7 protein-coding genes are annotated in these 12270 nt (G+C 63.3%); 5 read left to right on the top strand and 2 right to left on the bottom strand.

The features are described from left to right. Nucleotides 1-2 precede the first annotated feature (2 nt). The 4 genes from AACP59_RS07900 to AACP59_RS07885 all read left to right on the top strand — a co-directional run bounded on the left by AACP59_RS07900 (nt 3) and on the right by AACP59_RS07885 (nt 5837). Nucleotides 3-1034: a carbohydrate ABC transporter permease gene (locus AACP59_RS07900; RefSeq protein ID WP_339350754.1), complete on the top strand. Its 1032-nt coding sequence runs from the start codon at nt 3-5 to the stop codon at nt 1032-1034. Between the two features lies 1 nt (nt 1035). Then, nucleotides 1036-1896: a carbohydrate ABC transporter permease gene (locus tag AACP59_RS07895; RefSeq protein ID WP_339350756.1), complete on the top strand. Its 861-nt coding sequence runs from the start codon at nt 1036-1038 to the stop codon at nt 1894-1896. A gap of 118 nt (nt 1897-2014) precedes the next feature. Next, the gene (locus AACP59_RS07890; RefSeq protein WP_339350757.1) at nt 2015-4135 is read left to right on the top strand and encodes an alpha-galactosidase; all 2121 of its coding nucleotides are present in this window, start codon (nt 2015-2017) and stop codon (nt 4133-4135) included. A 46-nt stretch (nt 4136-4181) separates the two neighbouring features. Further along, nucleotides 4182-5837 (top strand): glycoside hydrolase family 36 protein, encoded by a 1656-nt coding sequence (locus AACP59_RS07885; protein WP_297317106.1) that lies wholly within the window; start codon nt 4182-4184, stop codon nt 5835-5837. A 159-nt stretch (nt 5838-5996) separates the two neighbouring features. Here the strand turns inward: AACP59_RS07885 and AACP59_RS07880 are convergent, their stop codons facing one another. Then, the gene (locus AACP59_RS07880; protein ID WP_339350758.1) at nt 5997-8756 is read right to left on the bottom strand and encodes a phosphoenolpyruvate carboxylase; all 2760 of its coding nucleotides are present in this window, start codon (nt 8754-8756) and stop codon (nt 5997-5999) included. A 331-nt stretch (nt 8757-9087) separates the two neighbouring features. Here AACP59_RS07880 and AACP59_RS07875 point away from each other — a divergent pair, with 331 nt between their 5' ends. Continuing rightward, nucleotides 9088-10992 carry a threonine/serine exporter family protein gene (locus tag AACP59_RS07875; RefSeq protein ID WP_339350759.1) on the top strand — a complete coding sequence of 635 codons (1905 nt, stop codon included), beginning with the start codon at nt 9088-9090 and terminating at the stop codon, nt 10990-10992. Nucleotides 10993-11086: 94 nt separating this feature from the next. On the opposite strand, the gene trpS is transcribed toward AACP59_RS07875, so the two are convergent. Beyond that, nucleotides 11087-12178, bottom strand: coding sequence for a tryptophan--tRNA ligase (trpS, locus tag AACP59_RS07870; RefSeq protein WP_339350760.1), 1092 nt, complete (start codon nt 12176-12178; stop codon nt 11087-11089). Nucleotides 12179-12270 lie beyond the last annotated feature (92 nt).

Here is a 12270-nt window from a genome sequence, read left to right as displayed (position 1 = left end):
TCATGACAGATAGCCGCTCAGGGGCGATTCCTTCGCAGTCCGCCGTGCCACAGGGACACGGCGGGTTGCTGCGCAAGGAACACGTCGTCCAGTCTGAACCACAATCACATGTGGGTAGCAGGGATTCGTCCACTGATGGCAACCGGGGGCCCGCACCACGACGCCATCCTTTCAGAGGTGCCTCGATTGACCTCTTCTATCTCCCCGCTGTCATCCTGCTGGTGGTCTTCATCATCTATCCGCTCCTTTCGGGGATTGAACTCTCCCTGACGAACTGGGACGGATACAACGAGGTCAAGTCCTTCGTGGGCCTGGCGAATTACAGGCAGATGCTGACCGACGGCAACTTCAAACAGGTGGTCATCAATACCTTCATATACGGCATCGGTAGCACTGTCCTACAGCAGATACTCGGTCTGGCCCTGGCGCTGCTGCTGAACGCGAAGATCAAGGGCCGTACCCTGATCCGTGCCATCATCTACCTGCCCGCCCTGGTGGCACCAGTCATCATGGGCATCATGTACTACTTCGTCTTCCAGTACCAGCAGGGTGCCCTGAATGCCGTCATGTCGGCCATGGGGCTTCAGAAGGTGGCCTGGTTCAACAATGCCGGCTTCTCGGTGGGCATCATCGTCCTGGTGAATTCCATCCAGTTCGTTGGTGTCTCCATGATCATCTATCTGGCAGGTCTGCAGACCATGGACCAGCAGGTGGTCGAGGCCGCCGAAGTCGATGGAGCCTCAGGCTGGAAGAAGTTCTGGAACATCACCCTGCCACTGCTGGCCCCATCATTCACGACCAGCGTGGTCCTGAACCTGATAGGCGGGCTCAAGCTCTACGACATGGTCAAGGTTCTGACCGGCGGAGGGCCCGGGTACTCCACCAACTCCATCTCGACCTACATCGGCACGATTTACTTCGACAATCAGGCGGCCGGCTATGCCTCGGCCATCGGGGTCTTCCTCTTCGTCCTGATTGCCATCGTGACCTGGCTGGTCAACAAGGGGCTGGCCAAGCTGGATTGGGAGGCCTGAAATGAGTAGCGATAGCAATACCGAATTGACTGCGTCGGAGAGGTCCTACCAGCGGGGGCGCTGGGCCATCTACCTCTTCCTGATCATCGTCTGCCTCTGCCAGCTTCTGCCCTTCTACCTGGCTGTCACCACATCGCTCAAGCCATCGGATGATATGAGCTCGGCCTTGAACATGCGTACCCACGATGTGGCCTGGTCGAACTGGGCCGCGGCCGTGAACGAGGGCGGAATCCTCACCTCTGTTCTCAACAGTGTGGTGGTCACCGTGGGAACCACGGTCCTGGTCTGCGTACTGGGGGCCGCTGCCGCCTACCCGCTTGCTCGTCGCCTTACCAGATTCAACAGGCTGGTTTCGGCCTTCATCCTCTCCATGATGATGATTCCACCCCTGAGCATCCTGGTGCCCCTCTACTCATTCCTGGTGAAGATCGGTGGGGTCAACAACTACTGGGGCATCATCGTGGTTCTGACGGCGACCAACCTTCCCCTGGCCGTCTTCCTCTACACGGCCTTCATCAAGGCCATACCTCCGGCCATTGATGAGGCGGGGGAACTGGACGGGGCGAACAAGCTCCAGGTCTTTGTGCGCCTGGTCCTGCCCATGCTGAAACCCGTGACGGCCACCGTGGTCATCATGACGGGTTCAACGGTGTGGAACGACTATGCCCTGTCCAGCTACATCCTGACCGATCCCTCGGCCCAGACCATAGCCCCGCGCGTGGCTTCCTTCTTCTCGGCCAATACCAACAACCTGGGCATCGCCGCTGCGGCGTCCCTGATCGCGGCGGCACCCATGGTCATTGCATACATGTTCCTGCAGCGGTACTTCATCGCAGGCATGGTTGCTGGAGCCGTCAAGTAGGCAACAATCGGGAACCGCCCGATTGGTTCATAACGCGGGCGGTCTCCTAATCGTGCAATACCGTCAATCTTTCGTCAATCTTTCGCACACCAGTGCCTTAGTCATCAAAGGATTTTTCATGCTCTTTCCACAGTCGACCCGTTCAGATCAGCCGCTCACTTGCATGGCTTTGGGTCCGATTACACCGGGTGCCGATATTCCTGATGTCAGGGGGCTGTATGCGGGTCCCGACCTGAATGGTCTGGAACGGACACCCTCCTGGACCTCGACCCATGCGCCCCTCCTCCTGGAACATGCGCAGAATACCTACCTGCATCCAGGGCTGACCGGTCATCGAGTCGTCTCGAAGGCCGGGGGAATTCAGACGGGGCTGTCCTGGTCACCTCGCTTCCTGGTCGAGGGCAGGCCCGAGCAAACCGCTGATTCATTGACCATCCTTGCCCGGGATGAGGATGCCCAGCTGGGTCTTGAGACCAGGGTCGAGGCCATGGCCGGGGGATCCCTGCGGATTCGGCACACCCTGCGTAACCTGGGCGTCGACCCCTTCCTGGTGGAGGGGCTGGAGGTCCGTCTACCCCTGGACGATGAGCAGACCCAGATTCTGGACTTCGCCGGTCGGCATGAGCGGGAGCGCAGTCCCCAGCGTCATGACCTGGCAGACGGGGCCTGGGTGCGTGAGTTCCGCTGGGGCCGTACCGGGTTCGAGGGGCCCGTGGTCATGGTCGGCACTCCGGGATTCAATTTCCATCATGGGCGGGTCCTCTGCGTACAGCCGGCCTGGAGCGGCAACACCGTGCTCAGGGTGGACAGGAACAGCGCCACCCCGGCCGGTGTCAGCGCCGGTGAACTCCTCCTGCCCGGCGAGGTGGTCCTGACCGAGGGGCAGGAATACAGTACGCCCTGGATCGTGGTCACGGCCTCCGATCATGGCATGGATCCGGTGATGAACAGCCTGCATGACTGGGAGCGTACCCTGCCCGGGCACCCCCGCGAGCAGCCGGTCATTCTGAACGTATGGGAGGCCATCACCTTCGATCATGATTTGGATACCCTGCGCGACCTGGCAGACCGTGCCGCCCGGATAGGTGCGGAGCGTCTGGTGCTGGACGACGGCTGGTTCCACCTCCGTCGCGATGACACGGCAGGTCTTGGCGACTGGTGGGTCGACCCGGCGGTGTGGCCCAAGGGACTGGGGCCATTAGTTGAATATGTCCATGATTTGGGGATGCAGTTCGGCCTCTGGTTCGAACCTGAGATGATCAACCCGGATTCCGACGCCTACCGTGCCCATCCCGAATGGGTCATGCGGGCCTCCTCCAGGAACCCTGAACTTCAACGCAATCAACTGGTCCTGGATCTGACCAACCCTGAGGCCTTCGACCATGTGCTGGAAGCCATGACCAAGGTTCTGCAGACCTACCAGATCGACTATGTCAAGTGGGATCATAACCGTGACCTACTCGAGGGCGGTGCCCAGGCCAGGGGAGGTGCCCCGGCCGTCCATGGACAGACCCTGGCCTACTACCGCCTTCTGGATACCCTCCGACAACGCTTCCCCCGGGTGGAGTGGGAGTCCTGTGCCTCGGGCGGCGGCCGCATCGACCTGGACGTGATTGGGAAGATCAGGCGCTTCTGGACATCCGACATGACCGATGCCCTGAGCAGGCAGATGATCCAGCGCTGGACGGAGCAGACCGTGGCCCCTGAGTATATCGGGGCACACATCTCCCAGCCCTCCTCACAACAGACCGGCAGGACCTACAGCCTGGACTTCCGGGCGGCAACGGCCGCCTTTGGGTCCATGGGCATCGAATGGGACATCCGTAAGGCCAGCGATGAGGATCTGGAAGGGCTCAAGGCATGGATCGCCTGGTACAAGGCCAATCGTGGTCTCCTCCATTCCGGTCGCGTAATCCGTCTCGACCTGGCCGACCCCTCGGTCCTGGCCCACGGCGTGGTGGCCGCCGATCGCAGCCGTGCCATACTGGCCCACGTCCAGATGGACGAATCCCTGCATAACCGTGGCATCTACCTACGCGTCCCCGGTTTGGACCCTGAGGCCCGTTACCGGCTCGCCTGGACCGGCCCAGCTAAACCACGGGCCTCCCTGGAGGCCCTGGACCCGATAGGTCCATTGGGTTTATCCGAAGTCACCGGCACCTACCTGGAGCGTGTGGGCATCCGCATACCTCGCTGCCAGCCCGAGACCATCCGTCTGATCGACATTGTCCGGGTCTGAGCCGCCATCATCAACCCTCTCGATAAAGGTGAAGGAGTACTGAACCATGAACCCAATGAGCCTTATCCTGGGAGCGCCTGACTGGATTACCCTGAGGACCGACACCGACAGCGAAACGGTGTCGGGTGGCAGGCCCTTCCACATGGCTCCCGATGCAAGGGTCGGTCTGAAACCACACTCCGAGCAGGCCGATGCGTCCTCCGTAACGGTCTGCCTGACTGCCGGCTCAACGCCAGTCCGGTCCCTGAGCCTGCGCTGGACCAGGGCCATGGCGGCCGAGGACCTCTACCTGGGTGATGCCTGGGAGCGTGGCTACGGCCGCATGGCTTTCCAGACCATGCGCGCCAACCGGTTCATGCCCTGGTACCTCCTGGCCGCGGGCGAGGAGGACGCCGACGGGTATGGGGTGGCCACCGGTGCCAATGCCTTCTGCTTCTGGCAGGTCGACACCGCCGGGATCACCCTCGTCCTGGACCTGCGCAATGGGGGCGCAGGCCTGGTCCTGGACGGGCGGGAGCTTGAAGTCGCCACCATCGTCAGCCTGCGGTATCCGCTCCAGGAGCGTGAGGGCGATCAGGTCTTCGCGGTGGCCAGGGACTTCTGTTCAAGGCTCTGCCCGAACGGCCTGATGCCTTCGGAGCCGGTCTACGGAAGCAACAACTGGTACTACGCCTATGGGGACTCCAGCCGCTCCCAGATCCTTGGCGATGCCTCATACCTGGCCACCCTGACCCGGGGCAGCACAAACCGCCCGACCATGGTCATCGACGACGGCTGGCAGGATCACCACAGGCTTGAGGACTACAACGGGGGGCCCTGGCGGCGCGGCAACGATACATTCGGTGATATGGGCGACCTGGCCGATGAAATCAAGGCCATGGGGGTCAAACCCGGTATCTGGTTCAGGCCCCTCCTGAACGAGGATGAGGGGATTCCCGACCAGTGGAGGCTCTGCCACAACGGGTGTCTGGACCCATCCCATCCGCAGGCGCTGGACTACATCCGTCAGGACATCGCCACGCTGGGGGAGTGGGGGTACCAGCTGGTCAAGCATGATTTCAGCACCTTCGACCTTCTTGGCCGGTGGGGTTTTGAGATGAACCCCTGGCCGAGTCCGGACGGCTGGCACTTCCACGACCGGAGCCTGACCAGCGCCCAGGTGGTCAAGAAGCTCTACGGGGCCATCTTCGAGGAGGCTTCGAAGACCGGGATGCTGGTTCAGGGGTGCAATGTGGTCGGCCACCTGGGTACCGGCTTCATGCAGATCAACCGCACGGGCGACGATACCAGTGGCCTGCAGTGGGAGCGGACCAGGCAGATCGGAGTCAACACCCTGGCCTTCCGCCTGCCCCAGGACGGGACCTTCTTTGCCGCCGACGCCGACTGTGTGGGCATATCCGACACGATCGACTGGGAGCTCAACCGGCAGTGGATGGACCTGGTGGCCCGGACCGGCACCCCACTCTTCTTCTCGGCACGCCCCGGCAGCCTGACACCGGTCCAGGAGGACCAGCTCAGGCAGGCTCTGGCCATGGCCTCATCCGGTGGCACCCATGCCATCCCGACCGACTGGCTGGCCAATGACTGCCCCGAGATCTGGTCTGATGACAGCGGTACCCACCGCTACTCCTGGTACCAGTCGGCCGGGCTGGAGTTCACGGACCGTCCGGAACGCTACGACGGGTACCTCTCCGCCATCTAGGGCGCACGTGGAGGCGGCTACCGCATAGCGACCTTCTCTCGCCTTTCTGGTCCCAAGTTCACTTGGAAACCTGATTCGGAATCGCGCAGAACGACCTGTGGCCCCCTCCCAGCGCATCAGCTTTGGGACGGGGCCACAGGCTTTCGGGGAATCGGGGCATCAGCCGGTGTTCTGGAGGCCGGCGGCGACACCCGAAACGGTGCAGAGGATCAGGTAGATGAAGTCCGCCTGCTGACTGGAGCTGAGCTCCTCCTTGTCGTTGCGGCGGCGCAGGGCGCGCAGGGCACGGACCTGGGTGACCGAGAGGGCGTCCACATAGGGGGAGCGGATGCGGATGGCCTGACCCAGCACGTGGCGGTGCTGGAGGGGCCATTCGTCGCCCACGATCTGCAGGACCCACTTGCGGGTCAGCTCCATCTCGCCCAGCACCTTCTGGCTCAGGTCGTCGCGGTCGCCCAGGGCCAGGTACATCTTGGCGATGCGCTCGTCCGTCTTGGCCAGGCTCATCTCGATGTTGTCGATGAAGGTGCTGAAGAGGGGCCATTCCTCGTAGGCCTGGCGCAGGGTGTCCAGGTCGCCGAACTCCTCGCAGGCCGTACCCAGGCCGTACCAGGCGGCCAGGTTGATGCGGGCCTGTGCCCAGGAGAAGACCCAGGGTATGGTGCGCAGGTCGTCCAGGGACTTGGCGCCCAGGCCTCGCTTGGCCGGGCGGGAGCCGATGGGGAGCAGACCGATCTCGTTCAGGGGGGTCACGATGGAGAACCAGGGGGCGAAGTCGGGGGTGTGGAGCAGATCCAGGAAGCGCTTGTGGGCCGAATCATCCATCCTGGCGGCCATGTCCGCATACTTCTCGGTCATGGTCGTGTTGCGTTCCTCGACGCTGGGGGCCGACTGGAGCAGGGTGGCTGCGGCCACGGACTCGATGTGGCGGATGGCCAGTACCGGGTTGCCGTAGCGGGCGAAGATGACCTCGCCCTGCTCGGTGAGCTTGAAACGGCAGTTCACGGAGCCCACCGGCTGGGCCAGGACGGCCCTGTTGGCGGGGCCGCCACCTCGACCCACCGCGCCGCCGCGGCCGTGGAAGAGGGTCAGGTCGATGTCGTGGCTCCGGGCCCACTTGGCGATCCGTTCCTGGGCGGAATGGAGGGCCAGGGTGGCCGAGACCGGTCCGGCGTCCTTGGAGGAGTCGGAGTACCCCAGCATGACCTCCATCTTGCCGCCGGTCTCCTTGAGCCGTGCCTGGACCTCGGGGATCTTGATGACCTCCTCCAGGACGTCCACCGAGTTCTGGAGGTCCTCCAGCTGCTCGAAGAGGGGGATCACGTCGATGACGGGAACATCTTCGGCATGCTCGAAGGCCAGGCGGTTCAGCTCGTAGACGTCCTTGACGTTCTGGGCCGACTTGGTGAAGGAGATGATGTAGCGGCGGGCGGCCTTCTGCCCGTTGCGCTTCTGGATGGCGCCCAGGGCGCGGAAGGTGTCGAGGACCTCGTGGGTCATGGGTTGGAGTTCGCCGCGCTCGCCGTGCAGGCCGTGCTCACGGATGTCCTCCAGGGCACGGGCGTGGACCAGGGAGTGCTGGCGGAACTCCATCTCGACCATGTGGAAGCCGAAGGTCTGGGCCTGCCAGATCAGGTCCTGGAGGGGGCCATAGGCCTGGCGGACGGCCCCGGCCTTGGCCAGGGAGTCCTGAACCACCTTCAGATCGGCGATGAAGTCGTCGCAGCTGCGGTACATCAGGTCGGCATCACGCTGGATGGTGGCGGTCAGCCTGTCGGCGATGACCAGGACCACGGCCCGGTGCAGTTCCCTGTGGGAGATGACCTGGGCGCGATCGGTCAGGCGCTCGCTCATCTCCTTCTGGTGGCTCCACAGGCTCCGCAGCTCGCTGCTGGGCGGGGTGGTGGTCACCTCCATGGTCATGTTGCGGCCGACCGTGGCGGTGGCCTCCTGCAGGGCTTTGAGCATGTGGTCGGAGAACTTCCGGGCCACCTTGCGTGAGACCTTGGCCGTCACGTTCGGGTTGCCGTCCCTGTCGGAGCCGATCCAGCTGCCGGGGTGGAAGAAGGCGGGGCAGACGGGCTTGACCGTGCCGGCCTTCTTGCCCAGCATCCAGTCGTCGAAACGGCGGTAGACCCGGGGAATGGTATCGAAAAGCGTGGCATCGAAGATGTCGAGGATGGTGTCCGACTCCTCCACGGGGGTGGGTTTCTTGGCCGCGATGGGGGAGGTGCGGAAGAGGGCGTCGATCTCGTTGTGGAGCAGGCGTTCGTTCTCCTCCTGCTCGGACCCGCCCAGACCGCGGCGGACGGCCAACAGGTTGGCGATGCGGCGGATCTTGCCCTCGACGGCCTTGCGCCTCGCCTCGGTGGGGTGTGCGGTGAAGACCGGATGGAACTCCAGCTTCTCCAGCAGCTCCGAGGCCTTGGCCGGGCCCGTCTCCTGGAGGAGCTGGCTGTAGGCGCTGGTCATCTCGTTGATGGGGTCGGTGCCCTTGACCTCCAGATCGACCTTGCTCTCGCGCTCATGCAGGACGCGCACCCGGTAGTTCTCCTCGCAGAGGTTGGCCAGATGGAAGTATGTGGTCAGCGCCCGGGCCAGGAGCTGGGAGTCCTTCATGGATGTGTCGTCGATCAGGGCGACCGCCTTGGCCAGCCCGTCCTCGTCGGGCAGGGGGTCCGAGGGATGCCTGTTGAAGTGTTCGGCGCTGGCGGTCATGACATCCTCGCGCAGCGAATCGAACCTCTTGAGCAGGTCCTGATCGAATTCCCCCAGAATATCCCGGAGCAGTCGCAGGCACAATGCCATGTCCTCGCCCAATGACCGGGGGAGGTGACGTTCCTCCGGGCCCTTCGTACCGGTGCCGGATGTGACCAGGGTCGCATCCGCCGCCGTGATTTGCTGATTACTATCTGTCATCAGTCCTCCTTGCCGAATCTCCGGTTGCCTGGTCATCAACCATTCCGCGGCACCTCCGCGGTTATTGGTGGTCGGCGTTGCAGGCCCACAGCCTTCGAGTCAGCGGCTCGGCTTCATTCTAGGCCGCCTGTGGCATATTTCCGTTACATCATCGACTCGGCATTTCCGTTGCATCCCGTCAGGGGGTCCGTGCCCTCCCCTCGGCCGCACGGAATGGGCCCCAAGGTCCATGGACGGATGGTGAAAGCGGATCTGCCCGACATGCGGGCAAGTGCCGCGGATGATGGGACGGCTGGTCGGTTATGACGCGGTTGTGTGGCCTGAGTGGAGTATGAATGTAAGGGTGAAAATCAAGAGCAGCAGATCGGCCGACCGCAACCCTGGCAGAACGGCGGCGGGCGCCAACAGGGTCAGCAAGTACCACACCCACTCCATCCCCTTGGATATGGAAGACATCGAACGGGACTATGACAAGCCCATCGTCGACGCCTGCATAGCGGCCAAGACCAGCCTCATCGTTCGGGTGGGGATGCTGGAGCTGGGGGCGGGGACCGGAAGCTTCCGGGTGCGGCAGATGATGCACCGGATCGCCTACCCGATGGGAATCCACGTCCGGGCCGATGTGAACCTGACGGACATCGAGGCCTCCTGCACGGATGGTGCATCACGGATCACCGAGGTGGTCGACCTGCCAACCACCGGTGTCAACACGGAGCGGATCTGGCTCCTGGAGCACTTCGCCGACTGGCTCAGCGTCAACTGTGGGCAGAGCAGCACCTATCACGCCATGCCGGCGGTTTCCAAGGAGCTGGTCGAGAACCTGGATGACCCCCATGTCTATGCGGCTGCCCGAAAGGCCATCAAGGACCTCCTGGCCCATGACGCCGAGGCGGCCAAGGCCCTGAAAGAGGCCGCGGCAACAGCGGTGGAAAACCAGGACCAGATAAGCCAGAGCCGCATCGAGGCCGCCCGGATGGACACCATGACGGCCGTCGGGTTGGGTGCCGTCGGAACCCATGGGAGCCATGACCACGGTGGGAACGAGACCGAAGCGCCGGACCCGGATGAAGGATGCCAGGAGCAGACCGGGAAGTCCGGGTCATCCGAAAGGGACGCTGTGACCGAGCCTGGCGGGAAGGCCAAGGAGGCAGGGACCGAGGTTGACGGGAAGAAGCGGACCGGAACCGACGGCGCCGGGAAGAACCAGGTCCCTCGGTCCGCGCCGCACTCTCAAGCCGACAACAGGGGGGTCACCGTTCGCCAGGCTCATGAGCGCCTGAATCTGATAGAGCGCCGCAAACCGTTGTATTCCGCCGTGTTCTCGGGATTCGCCGCAGCCGTGGCCTGCTCGGCCTTCGTCTTCCTCTTGGGGGGCGGCCCCTTCGACATGGCGGGTGCCTTTGTCGGGGCAGGGGTCGGCCAGTGGGTCCGTCGCCAGATGCTTGGCCGCAGGATCAACCAGTTCTTCGCAACTGGTGTCTCGGTCATCATCGCAGCCCTGGCCTGTGTGGGCACCCTGCGCCTGGTCGGTTTCTTCGACCCGGTGGCCCTGAAGCACGACACCGCCTATATCGGGGCCATTCTCTATGTCATTCCCGGCTTCCCCCTGGTCACCGGCGGGCTGGATATAGCCAAGCTCGACTTCCCCTCGGGGGTGCAACGCATCACCTACGCCTTCTCGATCATCCTGGTCGCCACCCTGGGAGGCTGGGCCGTGGCCAGGATGGTCATGCTCAACCCGCAGGGGTTCGAACCCATGGCGCTGAATGCCTGGGTCCTGGCCGGGCTCCGCCTGGTCGCAGCCTTCTGTGGGGTCTGGGGATTCTCGGTTCTCTTCAACTCGCCCCAACGCATGGCCCTGGTCGCGGCGATCATCGGGGCCCTGACCGACACGATGCGCCTGGAGATGCAGGATCTGCTCAACGTGCCTCCCGAGATGGGCGCCTTCCTGGGTGCCTTCATGGCCGGCATCCTGGCCACGGTCTGGCGGTCATCGGTCCGTCATGGCTACCTGCCGCCGGATTTGGGCTACCCCCGGATCAGCCTGACCGTGCCCTCCATCGTCATCATGGTGCCGGGCCTCTATATGTACCGGGCCATGTTCTACCTGGGGCAGTTCAATACGCTGAACGCGCTGGATTGGGCCTTCCGGGCCTTCATGGTCATCATCTGCCTGCCGATTGGTCTGGTTATGGCCAGGGTCCTGACGGACAGGTCCTGGCGTTACGACATATGAGGGCAGGGCCTACCCCCGGTTGTAACCGGCTTCGTAGGCCCTGAGTTTCAGGAGGTGCGGTATTCCTGGAGCGTCGCTCTCGGTACCGGCCTGCTCAGTACTTCATTCCCATGGCCGAGCGGACCTGGTCCAGGGTCTCCTCGGCGACCTGGTCGGCCTTGCTGTTCCCCTCGGCCAGTACATCGTGGATGTAATCCATGTCCTCGGCCAGCTCTGCCCTGCGCTCGCGGTGGGGGGCCAGGAAGGTGTTGACCGACTCGGTCACATAGGCCTTGAGGGCGCCTGCTCCGGAATCACCGATCTCCTCGGCGATCTCTTTGGGGTCACGACCGGTCACCAGGCCGGCTGTGGTCAGCAGGGCGGAGACCTGGGGGCGGTTGATCGGGTCGAAGGTGATCCTCCGCTCGGAATCGGTGGGGGACTTCCTGATCAGCCTGGCGGTCTCTTCGGCGGTGGCGCCCAGCATGATGGAGTTTCCATACGACTTGCTCATCTTGCGTCCGTCCAGGCCGGGAATCTCGGGGGCATCCGAGAGGATGGCGGCCGGTTCGGGGAAGATGGTCCTGCCGCCTGCGTAGCGCTCATTGAAGCGGCGGGCGATGGTCCGGGTCAGTTCCACGTGGGGCAGGTTGTCCTTGCCGATCGGAACCACATTGGCCTTGCAGAAAAGGATGTCGCAGGCCTGATGGACAGGGTAGGTCAGCAGAAGACCAGTCAGGGCATGGCCACTGGCCTCCATCTCGGACTTGACCGTGGGGTTGCGGTGGAGTTCGGCCTCGGTGACCAGGGAGAGGAAGGGGAGCATGAGCTGGTTCTCGGCCGGGGTGGCCGAATGGGTGAAGATCATCGTCTTCGCGGGGTCGATGCCTGCGGCCAGATAGTCCAGAACCAGGTTGAGGACATTGTCCTTCATGTGCTCGGTGGTGTCGCGGTCGGTGATGACCTGGTAGTCGGCTATGACGATGTTGGTGTGGACCCCCCGGTCCTGCATCTCGACCCGTTCCTTGATCGAGCCGAAGTAATGGCCCAGATGGAGACGGCCGGTGGGCCTGTCGCCGGTCAGCATCGTATATTGGCCGGGGCTCTCCTCCAGCTTGGACAGGGTCTGGTCCGACAGTTTCTTGGCGGTCCTGAAGCTCTCGCTGATTTCGTTTCCCGCCGCTGTGACCTGCTCTTCGCTCTGCATGGAACCGCCCTTGTCGAAATGCCGAAATGCCCTTGGAAATTGCTTTTATCGTAAAAGTCCGAGTAGACAAGATGTGCAGGTGGTAATCTCGT

It is taken from the genome of Bifidobacterium indicum (genome assembly GCF_036987015.1).
In the GTDB taxonomy this organism is placed as follows: Bacteria; Actinomycetota; Actinomycetes; order Actinomycetales; family Bifidobacteriaceae; genus Bombiscardovia; species Bombiscardovia indica.
Note: the sequence above shows the minus strand (reverse complement) of the source record. Positions and strands in the feature narration are given on the sequence as shown.

Coding starts and splice junctions, on each gene's coding strand:
- AACP59_RS07900 (WP_339350754.1), top strand. CDS start 3: ATGACAGATAGCCGCTCAGGGGCGATTCCTTCGCAGTCCGCCGTGCCA.
- AACP59_RS07895 (WP_339350756.1), top strand. CDS start 1,036: ATGAGTAGCGATAGCAATACCGAATTGACTGCGTCGGAGAGGTCCTAC.
- AACP59_RS07890 (WP_339350757.1), top strand. CDS start 2,015: ATGCTCTTTCCACAGTCGACCCGTTCAGATCAGCCGCTCACTTGCATG.
- AACP59_RS07885 (WP_297317106.1), top strand. CDS start 4,182: ATGAACCCAATGAGCCTTATCCTGGGAGCGCCTGACTGGATTACCCTG.
- AACP59_RS07880 (WP_339350758.1), bottom strand. CDS start 8,756: ATGACAGATAGTAATCAGCAAATCACGGCGGCGGATGCGACCCTGGTC.
- AACP59_RS07875 (WP_339350759.1), top strand. CDS start 9,088: ATGAATGTAAGGGTGAAAATCAAGAGCAGCAGATCGGCCGACCGCAAC.
- trpS (WP_339350760.1), bottom strand. CDS start 12,178: ATGCAGAGCGAAGAGCAGGTCACAGCGGCGGGAAACGAAATCAGCGAG.